At 44.7% G+C, this 18,025-nt stretch carries 17 protein-coding genes; 7 read left to right on the top strand and 10 right to left on the bottom strand.

Annotated elements, in window-relative coordinates; genetic code table 11:
• Positions 1-71: 71 nt before the first annotated feature.
• The 10 genes from OW495_RS18995 to fdhD form a co-directional block, all read right to left on the bottom strand.
• A complete protein-coding gene (locus OW495_RS18995; RefSeq protein ID WP_102514444.1) occupies positions 72-1,961 on the bottom strand; it encodes a methyl-accepting chemotaxis protein in 1,890 nt (629 codons plus the stop codon).
• A 373-nt stretch (positions 1,962-2,334) separates the two neighbouring features.
• The gene (gene cydX / locus OW495_RS18990; RefSeq protein ID WP_081326082.1) at positions 2,335-2,439 is read right to left on the bottom strand and encodes a cytochrome bd-I oxidase subunit CydX; all 105 of its coding nucleotides are present in this window, start codon (positions 2,437-2,439) and stop codon (positions 2,335-2,337) included.
• A gap of 26 nt (positions 2,440-2,465) precedes the next feature.
• The gene (gene cydB / locus OW495_RS18985) at positions 2,466-3,602 is read right to left on the bottom strand and encodes a cytochrome d ubiquinol oxidase subunit II (protein ID WP_102514443.1); all 1,137 of its coding nucleotides are present in this window, start codon (positions 3,600-3,602) and stop codon (positions 2,466-2,468) included.
• A 9-nt stretch (positions 3,603-3,611) separates the two neighbouring features.
• A complete protein-coding gene (locus OW495_RS18980) occupies positions 3,612-5,228 on the bottom strand; it encodes a cytochrome ubiquinol oxidase subunit I (protein WP_102514442.1) in 1,617 nt (538 codons plus the stop codon).
• A 108-nt stretch (positions 5,229-5,336) separates the two neighbouring features.
• Positions 5,337-5,945: a DoxX family protein gene (locus OW495_RS18975; RefSeq protein WP_289887770.1), complete on the bottom strand. Its 609-nt coding sequence runs from the start codon at positions 5,943-5,945 to the stop codon at positions 5,337-5,339.
• Positions 5,942-6,709: a putative DNA-binding domain-containing protein gene (locus tag OW495_RS18970; RefSeq protein ID WP_289887769.1), complete on the bottom strand. Its 768-nt coding sequence runs from the start codon at positions 6,707-6,709 to the stop codon at positions 5,942-5,944. Before OW495_RS18970 ends, OW495_RS18975 begins: the two co-directional genes overlap by 4 nt.
• On the bottom strand, positions 6,702-7,604 hold the full coding sequence (locus tag OW495_RS18965; protein WP_289887768.1) for a DUF692 domain-containing protein: 903 nt from the start codon (positions 7,602-7,604) through the stop codon (positions 6,702-6,704). Before OW495_RS18965 ends, OW495_RS18970 begins: the two co-directional genes overlap by 8 nt.
• A 113-nt stretch (positions 7,605-7,717) precedes the next feature.
• On the bottom strand, positions 7,718-8,032 hold the full coding sequence (locus OW495_RS18960) for a hypothetical protein (RefSeq protein ID WP_017112074.1): 315 nt from the start codon (positions 8,030-8,032) through the stop codon (positions 7,718-7,720).
• Between the two features lies 1 nt (position 8,033).
• On the bottom strand, positions 8,034-8,975 hold the full coding sequence (locus OW495_RS18955) for an MBL fold metallo-hydrolase (RefSeq protein WP_289887767.1): 942 nt from the start codon (positions 8,973-8,975) through the stop codon (positions 8,034-8,036).
• Positions 8,976-9,309: 334 nt separating this feature from the next.
• Positions 9,310-10,134, bottom strand: a complete 825-nt coding sequence (gene fdhD, locus OW495_RS18950; RefSeq protein ID WP_017107095.1) for a formate dehydrogenase accessory sulfurtransferase FdhD — start codon at positions 10,132-10,134, stop codon at positions 9,310-9,312.
• Positions 10,135-10,506: 372 nt separating this feature from the next.
• Here fdhD and OW495_RS18945 point away from each other — a divergent pair, with 372 nt between their 5' ends.
• The 7 genes from OW495_RS18945 (at position 10,507) to fdh3B (ending at position 18,018) form a co-directional block, all read left to right on the top strand.
• Positions 10,507-10,971 carry a DUF3305 domain-containing protein gene (locus OW495_RS18945; protein WP_017112077.1) on the top strand — a complete coding sequence of 155 codons (465 nt, stop codon included), beginning with the start codon at positions 10,507-10,509 and terminating at the stop codon, positions 10,969-10,971.
• A complete protein-coding gene (locus tag OW495_RS18940) occupies positions 10,961-11,650 on the top strand; it encodes a DUF3306 domain-containing protein (protein WP_289887766.1) in 690 nt (229 codons plus the stop codon). The genes OW495_RS18945 and OW495_RS18940 overlap by 11 nt, the downstream gene beginning before the upstream one ends.
• A 301-nt stretch (positions 11,651-11,951) precedes the next feature.
• The gene (locus tag OW495_RS18935; RefSeq protein ID WP_065112606.1) at positions 11,952-13,613 is read left to right on the top strand and encodes a 4Fe-4S dicluster domain-containing protein; all 1,662 of its coding nucleotides are present in this window, start codon (positions 11,952-11,954) and stop codon (positions 13,611-13,613) included.
• A gap of 9 nt (positions 13,614-13,622) precedes the next feature.
• The gene (locus OW495_RS18930; RefSeq protein ID WP_017112080.1) at positions 13,623-14,255 is read left to right on the top strand and encodes a molecular chaperone TorD family protein; all 633 of its coding nucleotides are present in this window, start codon (positions 13,623-13,625) and stop codon (positions 14,253-14,255) included.
• Between the two features lie 76 nt (positions 14,256-14,331).
• Complete coding sequence (locus OW495_RS18925; protein WP_029225905.1) at positions 14,332-14,532, top strand: twin-arginine translocation signal domain-containing protein; 201 nt, start codon at positions 14,332-14,334, stop codon at positions 14,530-14,532.
• A 10-nt stretch (positions 14,533-14,542) separates the two neighbouring features.
• Positions 14,543-17,398 carry a formate dehydrogenase subunit alpha gene (locus OW495_RS18920; protein WP_065103416.1) on the top strand — a complete coding sequence of 952 codons (2,856 nt, stop codon included), beginning with the start codon at positions 14,543-14,545 and terminating at the stop codon, positions 17,396-17,398.
• An 11-nt stretch (positions 17,399-17,409) separates the two neighbouring features.
• Positions 17,410-18,018: a formate dehydrogenase FDH3 subunit beta gene (fdh3B, locus tag OW495_RS18915; RefSeq protein WP_010440854.1), complete on the top strand. Its 609-nt coding sequence runs from the start codon at positions 17,410-17,412 to the stop codon at positions 18,016-18,018.
• Positions 18,019-18,025: the final 7 nt, after the last annotated feature.

Genomic DNA, 18,025 nt, shown 5'->3' with positions numbered 1-18,025 from the left:
TCTCTCGGTTTTTCATATCAGTTTTTTCATCGCAAATACGCCGAGCGGTGGTCTCAAATGCTTTTTGCTAATCAATACTTAAACTGCGCCACTATCTTTTCAAGCTTCACACTCACGTTCGATACTTGTTCACTGCAACGAACAGACCCAGATACCACTGTATGAGTATCACTCGCTAAGTGCGCGATATCAGTGATGCTGCGGTCAATCTCTGCAGATACCATGGATTGCTCTTCAGACGCCGTGGCAATCTGGCTGTTTAAGTCGAACATTTCCCCGACTTGAAAGTGTATTCCTTCAATCGCATTCACCACGTCTTTGGTTTGGTGTTTAACTAACCCCGTTTGCTCTAGGCTTACCGACATCTTAGAGACCGTTTTTGCTATTCCCGACGTTAGACCATGAATGGTTGATTCAATTTGATGAGTTGAATCATTGGTCATTAGTGAAAGCTCTCTCACTTCAGAGGCCACGACTGCAAACCCACGACCGTGATCGCCAGCTCGCGCAGCTTCTATCGCTGCATTTAGCGCGAGTAGGTTAGTTTGTTCCGCAATGCCTTGAATCGTAGTAACGACTTGGTTGATTTCACGACTCTGATCTTCGAGCTGAACAATTAGGCTTTGAGACTCTGCAATATTCTCGGCCAGCACATTAATGCTGTCATTAGTTGCGTGGGTTTCTTGCAACGCCTGATGTGCATTGTCTTTGATCTTCTCAGCATTCATCGCTGCGTTTTCTATGTTCGCCGTTACTTCATTACTGGTCATCACCAGCTCATTAACTGCCGTCGCTACTGATTCAGATTGTTGCTTCTGCTTTTCAGCATTACTCATACTTTTGATTGCTGCTTCTTCAGAGCTACACGAACTATCGGTCAACACCGTCATCACGCCAGACAGCTCTTTAATATTGCCATGCAGTTTATTGATGAAGGTATCGAAGGAATGCGCCAACTGAGCAAGTTCATCATTGCCTTTGGCGTTCATGCGCACAGTTAAGTCGCCATCTCCATTGGCAATCGACTCCATCATCACATTTATCGCTTTAATTCGCGCAAGTATGTTGCGACCAATAAACACCAACAGCAAAGAGAGCAGCGCAACAATCGCCGCACCAAAAAGGTGTAGTGTATTTTTGGTATGCGTACTTGCCGCGGTGATGGCTTGGCTTATCTCGGTTTGTACGGCTTCAATGGCTTGTTCTGTTTGGTGGACGTTGCTACGTAAAGCGCCTCTAAGACCGAGTTCTGCCGATAAGCCTAAATTGGTGTTAGCCAGCAGAAGCGTTTCAACCGCAGCTTTGTATTCCGAATAGGCTTGCTCTGTCGCAACCGACGTTTGAGAGTAGGGTTCAAACTCTTTAAGAGCATCAGCTAACGCCATATGTGTTTGGTCATTGATATGAGCGAGATAGTGGAAATCTTTTTCAATCAACTCCAATAGCGCAAGCTCTAAAGCCAAACTCGATTCAGATTCGATCGCAGATTTTAATTTGTTTCTTTTGGTATCTAACGCAGCGACAAAGCCTAAGGGCGCGGTCGTACGTTCAATGTTATTTACTTGTTCGACAATTTGGTGAAACTGCTTTTGATATTGATGAAGAGTGTCCGAAATCTGCGCCATTTGGTCAGACAGGTGAAGCTCGTGTGAAGCTAGAGTTTGGTTCAAAGTCACCAACCGTTGATTCAGGGTGTTGGCGGTTTTGTCGAAGCGTTCTGCGTATTTGTTATCGTGGCGAGACAAGAAATCTTTTTCGTGTCGCCTCAGAGTAAGCAGGTCAACAGAGCTCCTCAAGTTTTCAGTAGCAGCACGTTCCAGGGATTCAAGCTTGTCTAAGCTGAACTGCTCATAGATGGCATAGATAAAGACTGAAACAAACAGGGTGAGATTGATTAGAATGAATTTACTGCGTATTGAAAGAGACAGCGAATGACGCTGAGGTTCCGATGGATTACTCATGGTTAATTCCCTTTAAGCCAGTGACGTTAATATTCATCTTTGTTTTGTAATTAATAGATTCATTAAAATGATGAATATGTAACTAATAGCTTATAAGGTTGTTAAAGCAAGGTTCATTGGTAGCAAAGGTTACTTAAAACCTGATATGTAAAAACTAAGCGATTTGAGACGCCAGTTCCCTTGATACAATACGCAAAGGCTACGATACAAAAAAGCTTAGATACACAGAACTCATATAGAACAAGGCCTGAATAAGAAAGCCCTCATTAACACGAATGTCGGTGATCTTTGAGATCGTAGGCATCGCATTTAATGAGGGCTTTTAAGTGAGTTAGCTTATTGTTTAGTTAACACTTATTACTGAATTTACCGTTCAGCTTTGTTCATCGAGAAAGTCGGTGTGTTCTAGCCATAGCGCATTAATAATTCCAAACGCGCAGGCTAATAATACGCCCAGTACCCAACATAAATACCACATAGGTTATCCTCCTATTTCATCTTTAATTAATACAGTGACGTACTGTTATCGTGAATGTATTGGCTATCTAGTCGACCGAACATTTTGTAGTAACACCAGATTGTGTAACCCAAAATAATGGGCACCACGATAACTGCGACAACCGAGATAATGCTCAGTGTTAACTCACTCGATGTTCCGTCCCACAGCGTTAAGCTATGCGATGGCATCAAGCTAGATGGCATGATCATTGGGAATAGGGCAACGCCCGCTGTCGTTATGATGCTTGCTATTGATAAGCTTGAAGAAGCGAAGGCTAAGCCAGCGCGGTTAAGTCGAGTCATCAGTGCACAACTCAGCATTCCGATGATACCTAGCACAGGAATGGCCAAAAGTATCGGGTAGTTTTCGTAGTTATGTAACAGTAAGTCATCAAACTTCACCACATGTTTTAGTAATGGGTTTGACACACCATCGGTAACCACTGGGCTAGTAATCAGGTAACCCGGAAGTGTATACGCGTATAACCCGCCAACAATAAACAGGCCGATAGTAACCAGCGCCATACATACGATCACTCTCTGTGCGCGTTGTTTTAAATCACCCGTCGTTTTCATCTGTAGGAATGCCGCGCCTTGCGTGACAACCATCGCCAGGCTCACCAAGCCACATAGCAGTGGGAAGGGCGTTAATAGGTCCCAGAAACCACCTTGGTATGACATCATTAGCAATTCGTTAAATTCAAACGGAACGCCAATCATCAAGTTCCCGAAACCAACACCAAAGATAACCGGAGGAATGAAGCCACTGACGATAAGCGCAATATCACAAGCTTTCTTCCATTGCGGATTGTCGATCTTAGCGCGGTAATCCATACCGAGGGGTCTTAACCACAAGGTCGCCAATACTAAAATCATGGCTAAATAGAATCCGGAGAACGCAGCCGCGTAGATTGCAGGCCATATCGCGAAGATAGCGCCACCCGCCGTAACTAACCATACTTGGTTACCGTCCCAGTGAGGGGCAATCGAGTTAATCATGATTCGTCGATCAACGTCTGACTTTCCGAGAACAGGGAGCAACGCTGCAACACCCATATCAAATCCATCGGTAATGATAAAACCGATCAACAACACGCCAATAACTGCCCATGTAAACAGGCGAAGATTTTCGTAATCAAACATCTGAATTCCTTAATGAAGATCGATAGTTTTATCTAGCTGACGCGGTGCACTTTGCTCATCTGTAATAGCTAGATCTTGGTTTGATTGCTCATGATGATAGCGACCCGTTTTCAGTGCGCTCGGGCCCATTTTTGCAAACTTAACCATCAGAAACATTTCTATAATCAAGAACGCGGTGTAGAACAAATAAACCAAGCCGATAGAGATCCACAGACTTGAAGCGGGTAGATTAGAAGCCGCCATGTTGACTGGTAGAATCTCACCAATTGCCCATGGTTGACGGCCATATTCCGCAACAAACCAACCGGCTTCACAAGCAATCCAAGGAAGTGGAATCGCGCATATCGTTGCTTTCAGTAACCAGCGATTGGTACCAATCTTACGGCGACAAATTTGTACGAATGAAAGACCAATGATGGCAAACATCAAGACGCCACACACCACCATGATGCGGAAACTCCAGAATAGAGGGGCTACCGTTGGGATTGTGTCTTTGGCTGCTTGTTTGATCTGTTGTTCTGTTGCATCCACCACGTTGTCGCTGTATTTCTTAACCAGTAATCCATAACCAAGATCATGTTTAACCAATTCAAAATCATCGATATTTTGTTGTGATTTATCACCAGAACGCAGTTTTTCTAATAACCCATAAGCTAAGATGCCGCTGCGAACACGTTCTTCATTCTTTGCTAATAGATCATGAATCCCGACAACTGGCGTATCCAAAGAACGCGTTGCGATAATACCCATCACGTATGGGATCTTAATCGCGTAGTCCGTCTCCATGGTTTCTTGGTTTGGGAAACCGAACAGTGTGAATGAGGCAGGGGCTTCCTCCGTGTGCCATTCAGCTTCGATAGCCGCTAGCTTCACCTGTTGAACATCTCCCAACTCATAACCAGATTCATCACCTAGCATCACTGTCGACACAATCGCAGCCATACCAAAAGCACTTGCAACTGCAAATGAACGACGAGCGAACGGTAAATCACGCCCTTTAAGCATGTAGTAAGCACTGATACCCATAATAAATAGCGCGCCGGTTGTATAACCTGCCGCAACGGTATGCACGAACTTCACTTGAGTCACTGGGTTGAAGATCACTTCGACAAAGTCTGTCATCTCCATACGCATGGTTTCGAAGTTAAACTCTGCGCCCACTGGGTTTTGCATCCAGCCATTGGCCATCAGAATCCACAGACCGGAGAAATTTGAACCTAAGGCCGTCAACCACGTTACAGACAAGTGTTGACGCTTCGAGAGCTTGTCCCAACCGAAGAAGAACATACCCACTAAGGTTGATTCCAAGAAAAACGCAACAAGCGCTTCAATGGCAAGCGGAGCACCAAAAATATCGCCTACGTAATGCGAGTAATAAGCCCAGTTGGTGCCGAACTGGAATTCCATGGTTAAGCCAGTAGCAACACCGACAGCAAAGTTAATACCAAACAATTTACCCCAGAACTTGGTCATGTCCTTGTAGATGGTTTTGTTGGTCATGACATACAGCGATTCCATCACTGCGAGTAAGAAGGAGAGGCCTATAGTTAGGGGGACGAATATAAAGTGATAAAGAGCGGTACTTGCGAATTGAAACCGCGACAGATCAACGACATCTGTAAGCATAAAAACTCCTTCCCGCCACGAGTGTGACGGGTAAGACAATGGAAAATAAGATGATAATTAGAGAGAACTAATTAAGGGTTTTACATATAACTGTGTGAAAAGAATCTATTACCAACGAAGTGCTTTGTTTTGTTTTTTAGAGAACTGTTTACGTAGCCAGTAATCTGCACTCACGTAACGACCACCACCATAAACAAGCAAGACCAGCAGCATCACGAAGTAGGTGCCTGCGAACTCCATACCGTTGTTCAGCATTACCGGGTCGCCAAGTTCAGTGATGTAGTTGTATCGACCTGGGAAGTTAACCGAGAGCCATTCGATTAAGCCATTAAGTCGAATTGTTGCTTCCATATCGCCAGTCGCAATCGCATCCCAACCGTGTTTCCAGTGAACCATTGCACTCGCGACGCTCATCATGAAAATCATTGGAATCGAGATAAAGCGAGTAAACAGACCTAACGCGATACAGATACAACCTAAAACTTCGGTCGCTGCCGCTAGGAATGCCAGTAGCTCTGGGAAGGGAAGGTTAAGACCACCATCGGCTGCCGAGGCACCAAACCATGCCACAGTTCCCGAGAAGCCCAGCACTTTGGAGCGTGCACCGACATAAATAACCGGAATCAAATAGAGGCGCACTGAAAGCAGTACTAAGTAATCGTATTGTTTGCATTTTTCGACAATTGCGTCGTACCAGCTGAGGGCTGACTTAATCATAATTTTTCTCCTAAAGAGTGAACGCCAATCAGTTCAATTTCACTGAAGTGTTCGACCCAATTAATAAACTCGAATCTCGCCAATTGTTGAGCAATTATTTGTTTTATATCGGCTAAAGAACGATTTGGTTGCTGTTGGATTATTTGGATAATCGCAACATCAATTTCTCTTAGTTTTATCGTGTTGACGCGTTGGTCAGAGTCGCGATAAATCGCGTAATAAACGGGATACCGCCTTTGTGTTAGAAACGTCAGCGACTCACCATGAATAATGAAAGGAACCTGCACGAGCTTCATCGTACTGTTGATTAACAAACCCAATTGAAGCTGTCGTTCATCGACGTGAAAGTCACGCGTTCGCGACAAAGGCAGAACTTGCTTTGAAGAATCAATCTCAACGCAAAAGGCACACCATTCGTACTCCAACACCGCCAGTTGATCGTCTGTAAGTTCATGTGCTGCAGTTAAGCTAGAGATGTACATTGGTTGAGTTCGACGTTGAACAAAGCTGACAAACTCAGTTGCTATATGATGAAACTCTGGCTCTGAGGCGTAATGTACGACAACAAACTCATCAACTAACATCAGTAGTTGGTCTTGGTCGACTTGCTGACAAAACAGCGGGAATGTGTTGTTCAATACGCCAAATACGTTGTCTCTTATGAACTCGCTGTATCGACACACTGCGTTGTCTTCAAGTGGCGAACGTATCAATGCGGTTAACGCCTGTGTTTGAGTGATCATCATGCTAGGAGGGTTATGCATAAACCAACTCCTGATTCATTGGACGATGAGCAACACCTGCGTTCAATACCTGACGATGCACTGTTCGTAACTCTTCACTAAGCACAACCAAAGGAGGTACGTTGTTGTCTCTTTCCAGTAACAACGGTTTGCTGCCATGAAGATCGAACACATAACGCGCCAAGTCGATAACCTCTTGCTGTACTTCCATACCGTGGGTATCAAGTAGCGACTTGTTACTTTCAACCGCTGTGTTACCTGCAACCGATCTGTCACTCTCAACCAAATGCCCAGCAATGTGGTAATAGCGAATAGCATCACTTGGCAATGCCTTAAGCATTTCAGTCGCATCAAAGTGGTGGTTCTGACTGTTCACATAAAGATTGTTGATATCGACCAACAACTCACAACCACTGCGCTTTGCTATTTCGGCGATAAACTCACCCTCAGGCATCTCATCTCCGTAATTGTGGTAATAAGAGATGTTCTCCATGACCAAAGGACGTTGAATGATGTCTTGGACTTGCTTGATTCGGTCCGCTAGATAGCTGATATTTTCTGCGCGGCGTGGCACAGGTAACAGTTCATACAGATACCCTTGGCTGTCTCGAGAGAAACTCAAATGTTCGCTGTATACCTGAATATTCAGTTCATCGAGAAATTGACCAACCTGACGAACAAACTTCGTATTAAGCGGCTGACAATCTCCAATGGATAAGCTCAAACCGTGTGCGATCAAAGGGTATTGCTTCGCTATATCCTGTAGTTGTTCGCGCTTAAGTCCGCCTAAGCTCATCCAGTTCTCGGGAGCTAATTCCAGAAAATCGATATCAGGGTGCTTTGGGGAACGAGCGAGCAGTTCAATATGCTCACTGCGCAGCCCAATGCCTTTGTCTGTATTCTGAATGGTTCGCACTTTATGGTTTAACTCTCTGCTTTTAGGGGCTCGGTCATTTGATGCTGAAGCTTTAGTTTTTAAAGTATTAGTTTTTAAAGCTCCAGTTTTTATAGCGTGAGTTTTATGCGTTTCTACTGGCCACATACACCACCTGTCACCTTGCTATTCGCCATTAAGATGCGCTCTTTACTTGGCGAGATACCTTCAGCCGTTAAGCCACATTTCCCATCACGTGCACGCACTAAACGGTCTTGAGGGTTGCTTGTCAGTTCCGCTTTTTCGAAGCGTTTTTCTGTACCACATTTACCCGCGGCACATTTACCTCCGTGTCCTGAAGATTGCTTAGCTTCAACTGGGGCTTCGGCAGGTGCATCAGCAAACGCCATTGCAGAGTTAAGGCTAATCACAGAGGTGATCGCGATTGATAGGGCGATTTTGTTGTTCATATTATTTCTCCTTTACAGCAGACATAGGGAAACTAGCCAAATCACGACCAGACATGATTGGCCCGTTGTAGTATTCGCGTACGATTTTGATCGATTCAGATTTGCGCTTAAGGCCTAGACCCATCCAGTGGTTAAGTACCAACATTTTTGGATTAATCTCTTTAGCAATTTCACCGATGACAGAAGGCTTGGCGTGCATGAATGTAGAAACACCATCGGCTTGTTCATGAATCGCCATTGGCATCATCATGATGTCGGCGCCACGAGCGAAGTCTAAGAACGCAGGGTTGCTACCATTTTGGTCAGCTGAAATCACCATCACGCCTTCTTCACTTTCGATTCGGTAAGCGAGACAAGGCACATCACCATGAGGAATACCCAGAGCAGTGATCTTCAAACCATCTTTTTCGTAAACGACGGTTGGCACTGTGGATTGATAGTCAACATCGGTAAGATTGACTGGGAATAGGCCATCGGTTCCATCGTATAAACCGGCAAGGTAAGCGTATGCACCATGGTCTGGGTCAAAATTCGCTGCGAAGTAACCGTTAAGGCTTGGGAATGCTGAACCTGCGGTTGGACCTGAAATCTCCAACGCCTTTTCACGTTCAAAGAAGTAGCCACCTTTAAGAAGAGCAGGCAAATCATTAACGTGATCGGTATGGAAGTGAGTGATACCCATGAAATCTAGGTCTTCAAGTTTTGCACCCGCTTGACCAAAACGTAGGTAAACACCGCCACCGGCATCAATCATGATTCGTGATTTGCCTTTCCACCATACGATTTCACCGGATGATGCACGTAGGTCATCCGAGATAGGACCGCCAGAACCCAGTATTTGTAATGTAAAATCCGTATCGACTGGCTTAAGTTCAATTGCGTGACAGTTGGCGCCCAAGGTCAGTCCAAGAGCGATTGCTAGAGCTTTTAAAGGCTGTTTCATATTGTTATCCAATTCTTTGTTTCTTATGTGTTTTCTTCGAAGTGAGCATTCAAAGAAGTGAAGCTTTTGCCAAGCAGCACAATAAGTGCGTGCTTCGCTCTGTTCACGGAACACAAGATAAAGAATTGTTAACGTTCGGTATATCTAGTTAATTTGAAGATAACGTTCAATAAAACCAAACGAAAAGATCAAAGTCGTTTTGAAAAGGGAAATGTACTTGAGAAATAGGGGGGAGATTAGGAGTTTGGAACGAGAAGAAAGGTGGAATTAAGGTGCAAGCTTACACTTGCACCTTAATTCTAATAGATAACCAGTGTCTAAAACGAATGATCGTTTACTGGTCACCTTTTACATCGAATTCAATCTTCTCTGCGCCAGTGAACACTTGGAAACGCAGGCCTTTAGCGCGAGCAATGGTTGTGATACCAAATTGCTGAGCCAAATCTAATCCCATTTGCGTTACACCTGAACGTGATAACAGAACAGGAATACCCATCTGAGCCACTTTGATGACCATTTCAGAAGTCAGGCGGCCAGTAGTATAAAAAATCTTATCTTCACCAGACTCTTTGTTAAGCCACATCTCACCAGCCAACGTATCTACCGCATTGTGACGGCCAACATCTTCGACAAACGATAGAACCTTGTCGTCTTTGCAAACTGCACAACCATGGACTGCGCCAGCTTTCTTGTAGGTGTCGTTGTAATGAGTCAGTGCTTCTAGAGCGGTATAGATTTCAGATTGCTTAATCTTGGTTTGAGGTACTTGGTAATCTTCCAACTGCTTCATCACGTTACCAAACATGGTGCCCTGACCACAGCCAGAGGTCACCGTCTTCTTCTTAAGCGCTTGCTCAAGCTGGCTCGTATCTTCATTGGTGATAACCGCTGCAGAGCTGGTTTCCCAATCAATGATGATAGATTCAACCGCTTCAGGGTCAGAAAGGAAGCTTTGGTTCTTCAAATAACCCAAGACTAAAGATTCAGGGCGTGAGCCGAGCGTCATCAGGGTTACGATCTCTTTCCAGTTCAACATGACGGTAAGAGGGCGTTCGCAAGCGATCTGTTTGGTTAGCTTCTCACCATATTCATCAAACACTTCAACTTCGATTGTTTGAAGTGGGTTTTCACTAGTTTTTATTATGTTTGGTTTTACCACAGTCACGTCCTACTTAATGAGATAGCGATTTTAAGAGATAAGAAGTTAACAAGAGGGTCTAACGCCGATCCTGTTAATCGATTCTTTAACTCATGCTTAAAGCAAATCTTATTCCAAAATAACGGGTATTCAGGAAAACATGAAGCATTCGATTAAAATAGCGCAAAATATGAGAGTTCACCGAGTGGAGTTGTCTGAATTTACGTGTATCGACTACCGTTATAGATACGACTTAATAACTAAAGCCATCATGTAAGATGGTAAAAGTTAACATGTATTGGCGTGTTTATTGCTTTATAGCGCTTATATGATTGAGCTAAGTACAAAATGTCCTAAGCACATTCAGACCAAAGAAAATCAATTGGGTGAAGTATGTCTGAGATAAAAGAATTCAAAGAACAATATGAAAAAACAGAAGCAGCTTGGCCAATAGGTGTCCAAAGAATAGAGAAAGAGATCAAGACAGGTATCTGGGTAACCACTCAATGGGAATTGATGGGGTTTGAACTGTCACCAGAAGATGACGCCCCAGACGTTTGTTTACTTCAGTTACACAAAGACGAGCGTACTGACTACCGCTTCAATTTAAGCTCCCAACAACCAAAGCTATTCTTAGTTATGGATAACGTTGATTCAGGTGTTAAGCCCGTTATTCAATTGCTGACAGCTTCTCAGTCGGTCGCAGGGCAGTATATGGATGGAGACAATCAAGTGTTGTCTTACGATATTCCTTTGCCCGTACAGGCTTGGATGGAAGCCTTCATCGGCCGTCATGGTGAGTTGCTAGAAGCAAGACGTAAGAAACGTAAAGGTGCGGGTAGATCAAATGGCAACTAACTTCTTTAGCCGTTGGTCTCAACGAAAGCTTGATGGATCCACAGACGAACCTTTGGAAGTAGAGCAAACACTGGAATCAACAGAACTCACTTCTTCTGATTCTTCATCTTCTGAGATTTCGCCTGCTGATCTTTCGTCTGAAATGGAAGCAGCAGCGCCTCAATCTTTAGAGAGTGACGCTTTAGAAACCAATGAAGAAGTTCATGCTTCAGACGTTCAAGATCCCGCATCAGAAGCCACTGAAGATTTGTCTGTTGCTCAATTATTAGTGTCGGAAGCCTCAGAAAGCGTAAAAAAAGCCGCATTACGTAAATTATTCCTCTCAGAGGAGTTTAACGTGCGTGATGGCTTGGACGATTACGACGACGATTACAGCAATTTGAAGACTCTCTCTGAAGGTGTTGCAGAAACTCTTCGCGATTGGGTAAAAGACAAGACAGAAGACGACACAGTAAACGAACCTGAACAAGTCGCTGATAATGAAGAAGAAACTTTGATTGATGAGGTTGATGACTCTATTAATGAAGCCGAAGAAACCGAATCAGAACTTAGTAAAAGTGACGAAATTGCGGGGGAAGAAAAAGGACTGTATAAAAACACAGCATTCAGCAATAGTGATACTGAGACTAACGAAGATGACCTAAAAGAGATGGGACAAAATATACCACACAAAGAATAGGTACATTTTGACTAAACACTCAATGAACCGCTTGCGACAAAATGTCCCAAGCGGCTTTTTTGTAAGCTTAACAAACTAAAAAACACGCTAATTCATTGAAAATAATAAATTATTAAATTGGCATGGCATTTGCTAAATATCGTTCATTATCGACTTTTTTGTAGATAGCCAGAGTAAAGTTGACTAGATAACGAATAGCTAATGAAACCATTAGTTGTTAACCGATTACTCAGCAAGTTCTCTAACGCTAACTACAATGAAGATTGAACAGATTATCCATGTCCAAAGATGGAACTGAGCAATGCTTAAACAATTATTAGAACAAGCAACTTCAAATAACGCTAAAGCAAGACTGTATGCATTTGAAAATACAGTTGAGTTAACAAACCTAATTCCACCGACAGTAAGTTATGAGAGCGGGGGAAACACACTCATCATTGGTCCAACAAAGATCATTGAGAGTGCGGCTGCGCAATTACCTCAGCTGACGAGTCTAACTTTACTTTCTACAGATGGAGAAAAGGGAACTAACCCAGAACTGTACTTCGCAAATTCGGTTCAAGTATCCGGTTTCCTTGGCACGTTTGAAGTTCTGATTGAAAGCAAAGGCACATCAAGCAACTTGGCAAAAGTGGCTATTAATCACGATTGTTTCGATGTGGTTTTAGACCTTTGCCTGAATAGTTGCATGACTGAAGAAGTACCTGTTCCTGGTTATTACCCAGTAGGGCGCGGTTATCCAAAACTGGCTGAAGCGTTAGAAGAGATTCCAACGCTAATGGGCACGTTCGATAAGCCTAAGTTCTTCCGTCTAGACACAGACCTTTGTGCGCACAGTTCACGTGGCGTTAAAGGCTGTGAGCGTTGTGTTGATGCTTGTCCTGCTGGCGCTCTTTCAAGTGAAGGTTCAGATAAGACAGGTCACAAGATTGAGATTAACCCTTATTTATGTCAAGGCGTGGGAACTTGTGCAACGAGCTGTCCTACAGAAGCGATTACCTATGCGCTTCCAAACCCTGACGATACCCAAAAATTCATTGAACGTACGCTAGCTAACTATGAGCAAGCGGGCGGTCTTGATCCTATCGTGCTTATCTGTAGCTCACGTCATGAAACCTACAATGTGATGGCGCTTAAAGCACTGCCAGATAACGTGATTCCGATTGTTGTTGAAGAACTGCCATCTATTGGTATTGATACGTGGTTTGCAGCTTTAGTTAATGGCGCGACTCAAGTTCTGTTTGCAGCTTCTCGCTTCATGCCAGAAACCATCATTCGTGTTCTGAATAACGAAGTCGGGATCGCTCAAGAGCTTCTTGACCAGATTGGTATTCCGAAAGAAACCATCGATATCCTTTACCTAGAATCGCTTCGCGAAGGCCCTCCGACACTATGTGTGGATTCGTTCGACCTTGCACTTGGCGATCTTCAAGGCAATAAGCGTCAACGTTTATTCACAGCACTTGATGCAATGTCTTCATCTCGTATTCCGGTTGAAAACATTGTTGAGCTTCCTTCGAATGCGCCATACGGCACGGTTTCGTGTGAAAGCAAAGATTGTACGTTATGCATGAGTTGTGTTGCTGTGTGTCCTACACGTGCGCTGCATACCGACGGCGCGTCTCCATCGCTTAAGTTTGTAGAACAAGACTGTATTCAATGTGGTTTGTGTGAAAAGGCATGTCCTGAGAACGTTCTTACTCTGACTCCTCGTATGAATTGGGTGAAAGAAGAACGTCAGAAGGCTGTTGTGATTCATGAAGAGAAAGCAGCGGAATGTTTACGTTGTCATAAGCCATTCGCACCGCAGTCTATGATTGACATGCTACAGAATAAGTTACGCGGTCACTCTCATTTCTCGGATGAGACAGCAATTAATCGTATTGCGATGTGTGAAGACTGCCGTGTGGTAGACATGTTCGATTCAATGGCTCAAGACCCATTGAAACAATTGAAATACTAGGAGTTGGACTTGGATACTCATTTAGATCAAGAACAGACACTAAGAACAGAAATCTATCTGGTTCTTTCTGCATTATTTCGTAGCGCACCTTCTGAAGAGGTGATCGACTTTCTAAAGACGCTAGACATTGAAGCGTCTGAGAGTGCGATGCAAAAGGCTTGGATTGCGATTCAACAAGCGGCAACCGAATCAAACCGCGAAGCACTAGAAGATGAATATCAGAATCTTTTCATCGGCATTGGCCGCGGAGAGATTGTTCCATTTGGATCTTGGCATAGAACAGGATCGATGATGGAAAAACCATTAGCTGAGATCCGTCACGATCTTGAATTGCTTGGCATTGAGCGTGATGAGCAGGTTAAAGAGCCTGAAGATCATATCGCGGCTCTTTGTGAAGTAATGGCGATGCTAACCGATGAAGAAGACGCGTTACAACAAGCCGTTTTCAATAAACATATCGGTCCTTGGTTTAACTCATTTACACGTCAGCTTGAAGCAGCAGAGAGTGCCAACTTCTACAAATCTGCAGCTCAGCTATGTGAAGCATTCTTAACGTTGGAGCAGGTTCGTTTCAGCGTGAATACAAAAAGCAGTAAACACAAATTAAAGATTGATGTGAAAAACGTCACTGATTACGAGTAATCGAGCAGTACGCGATTATATCGATAGAGGGGCATGAAGCCTCCAAAAAGATCTACCGCAAGGTAAGGAAGCAATGATGAAAGATAATAAAGAAATAGATACAAGCCGTAGAGACTTACTCAAAGGTTTAACGACTGCAGCCGTTGCTGGTGCCGTTGTCGCTGGTACAACCAAAGTGGCAACCGCTTCAGAAACGGTTGAAATGCCTGAAAAAGACGTGAAGAAGACGGGCTATCGTGAAACGCAACATATTCGCGATTACTACGACACACTTTAGGAGATAACGGATGAAACTTGTCAAACGCTCCGATAGTGTGAGCAAAGAAACCAATCAGCTAGGTGTGTCTCGTCGCGCCTTCATGAAAAACACTTCACTTGCTGCTGGTGGCGCGGTTGTAGGCGCAAGTCTATTCGCACCGGGCATGATGAAGAAAGCACAGGCTAAATCAGTCGACCCAGAAGCGAAAACAGAAGTAAAACGTACTATCTGTTCTCACTGTTCTGTGGGTTGTGGTATCTACGCTGAAGTTCAAAATGGTGTGTGGACGGGTCAAGAGCCTGCTTTCGATCACCCATTCAACGCTGGTGGACACTGTGCGAAAGGTGCCGCACTGCGTGAGCATGGCCACGGTGAACGTCGTCTTAAGTATCCAATGAAATTGGAAGGCGGTAAGTGGAAGAAGCTTTCTTGGGAACAAGCGATTGAAGAAATCGGCAACAAGGCGCTAGAACTTCGTAAAGAATCTGGCCCTGATTCGGTTTACTTCTTAGGTAGTGCAAAACACAGTAACGAGCAAGCTTACGCATTCCGTAAGATGGCGTCTTTGTGGGGAACAAACAACGTTGACCACCAAGCGCGTATTTGTCACTCAACCACAGTAGCCGGTGTTGCAAACACTTGGGGTTACGGTGCAATGACAAACTCGTTCAATGACATGCACAACTGTAAATCAATGCTATTCATTGGCTCGAACCCTGCAGAAGCTCACCCGGTTGCGATGCAACACATCCTGATCGCGAAAGAGAAGAACAACTGTAAGATCGTTGTTGCGGATCCTCGTCGTACGCGTACTGCTGCGAAATCTGATCACTATGTTTCTCTTCGCCCGGGTTCAGATGTTGCCTTCATTTGGGGCATCTTATGGCATGTATTTGGAAACCAATGGGAAGACAAAGAGTTCATTCGCCAACGTGTATTCGGCATGGAAGAAATCCGTGAAGAAGTGGCGAAATGGAACCCAGCAGAAGTTGAGCGTGTGACTGGTGTAAGCGAAGAAGACGTTTACCAAACTGCGAAACTACTTTCTGAAAACCGCCCGGGTTGTATTGTTTGGTGTATGGGTGGTACTCAACATACTACTGGTAACAACAACACTCGTGCTTACTGTGTACTTGAGCTAGCGCTCGGTAACATCGGTAAATCAGGCGGCGGTGCAAACATATTCCGTGGACACGATAACGTACAAGGCGCAACTGACCTTGGCGTACTGTCTGACACTCTACCAGGCTACTACGGCTTGTCTGAAGGTTCTTGGCGCCACTGGTCTAAAGTCTGGGAAGTTGACTTTGATTGGGTCAAGGGACGCTTTGACGACAACGCTTATGGCGGTCAAAAACCAATGAACAGTGCAGGTATTCCTGTATCTCGTTGGGTTGATGGTGTACTTGAAAACAAAGACAACATCCGTCAGCGCGAAAACATTCGTGCCATGTTCTACTGGGGTCACGCGGTGAACTCTCAGACTCGTGGTCCAGAGATGAAGAAGGCGATGCAGAAGCTGGATATGATGGTTATCGTTGACCCATACCCAACAGTAGCAGCAGTAATGAACGATCGTACTGACGGCGTTTACTTACTTCCTGCAACAACTCAATTTGAAACCTACGGCAGTGTAACGGCATCAAACCGTTCTCTACAGTGGCGTGACAAAGTGGTTGAGCCTTTGTTCGAATCTAAACCTGACCATGAAATCATGTACCTTCTTTCTAAGAAGCTTGGTTTCTCTGATCAGCTGTTCAAAAACATCCGTGTTGAAAACAACGAGCCGCTTATCGAAGACATCACTCGTGAATTCAACAAGGGTATGTGGACGATCGGTTACACAGGTCAAAGCCCTGAGCGCTTGAAAGAGCACCAACAGAACTGGCACACGTTCCACAAAACAACGCTTGCTGCAGAAGGCGGCCCAGCGAATGGCGAGACTTACGGTCTGCCGTGGCCTTGTTGGGGCAACCCAGAAATGAAACACCCGGGTACGCATATCCTTTACGATACGTCTAAACCAGTAGCAGAGGGCGGCGGTAACTTCCGTACTCGTTTCGGTGTGGAGTTCGAAGGTCAAAGTATTTTGGCGGAAGACAGCTACTCGAAAGGCAGCGAAATCAAAGACGGTTACCCAGAATTCAGTGACAAACTTCTGAAGCAACTGGGTTGGTGGGACGATCTAACTGCAGAAGAGAAAGCTTCAGCGGAAGGTAAGAACTGGAAGACTGACGTTTCTGGTGGTATCCAACGTGTGGCTATCAAGCATGGTTGTATTCCGTTTGGTAATGCGAAAGCGCGTGCGATTGTTTGGACATTCCCAGACCGCGTACCTCTACACCGTGAGCCGCTTTACACGCCACGTCGTGATCTTGTTGCTGATTACCCAACTTGGGACGACAAAGAAGCGATTTTCCGTGTTCCTACGTTGTACAAGTCAATTCAAGACCAAGACAAGTCTGCTGAATACCCAATCATTCTGACTTCTGGTCGTCTGGTTGAGTACGAAGGTGGTGGTGAAGAAACACGTTCAAACCCATGGCTAGCAGAACTTCAACAAGAGATGTTTGTTGAAGTGAACCCGAAAGACGCAAACGACATTGGCTTTAAAGATGGTGATGATGTTTGGGTTGAAGGCGCTGAGAAAGGCCGTATCAAGGTGAAAGCGATGGTTACTCGTCGTGTTAAACCGGGGTTAGCGTTCTTACCGTTCCACTTCGGTGGTAAGTTCGAAGGCGAAGATTTGCGTTCTAAGTACCCAGAAGGCACTGATCCTTACGTTATTGGCGAAGCAGCCAATACAGCAACCACATATGGTTACGACCCTGTCACGTTGATGCAGGAAACGAAAGTAACCCTTTGTAATATTCGTAAAGCGTAAGGAGTCTTAAAATGGCTAGAATGAAATTTCTTTGTGACACCAAACGTTGTATCGAATGTAACGGTTGTGTCACTGCATGTAAGAACGAAAATGATGATGCTCTGGAATGGGGTATTCAACGTCGCCGCGTTGTGACACTGAACGATGGTGAGCCGGGTGAAAACTCTATCTCAGTCGCATGTATGCACTGTACTGATGCCCCTTGTATGGCAGTTTGCCCAGCAGACTGTTTTGAACATACAGAAGACGGAATCGTACTTCACAATAAAGATCTGTGTATCGGTTGTGGTTACTGCTTGTTTGCTTGTCCGTTTGGCGCACCGCAATTCCCTAAACAGGAAGCCTTTGGTGAGCGCGGTAAGATGGACAAATGTACCTTCTGTGCTGGCGGCCCTGAAACAGAGCCAGGTTCTGTGGAAGAGCGTCAGAAGTACGGTGCGAACCGTATTGCTGAAGGCAAACTACCAATGTGTGCTTCGCTTTGTTCGACAAAAGCGCTGCTTGCAGGTGATGCTGAACAAGTCTCTGATATCTTCCGTCAGCGTGTTGTAGAACGTGGTGCGAAAGGTGCTGGTTGGACAGACGGCAACGACCTTTCTTACGATGCGATGAAGAGCTAGTTAGGAG

Origin of the sequence: Vibrio sp. 14N.309.X.WAT.E.F5 (assembly GCF_030397615.1) — a bacterium.
Lineage (GTDB): Bacteria > Pseudomonadota > Gammaproteobacteria > Enterobacterales > Vibrionaceae > Vibrio > Vibrio lentus.
The sequence above is the reverse complement of the archived record's forward strand: the minus strand, read 5'-3'. Positions and strand labels throughout refer to the sequence as shown.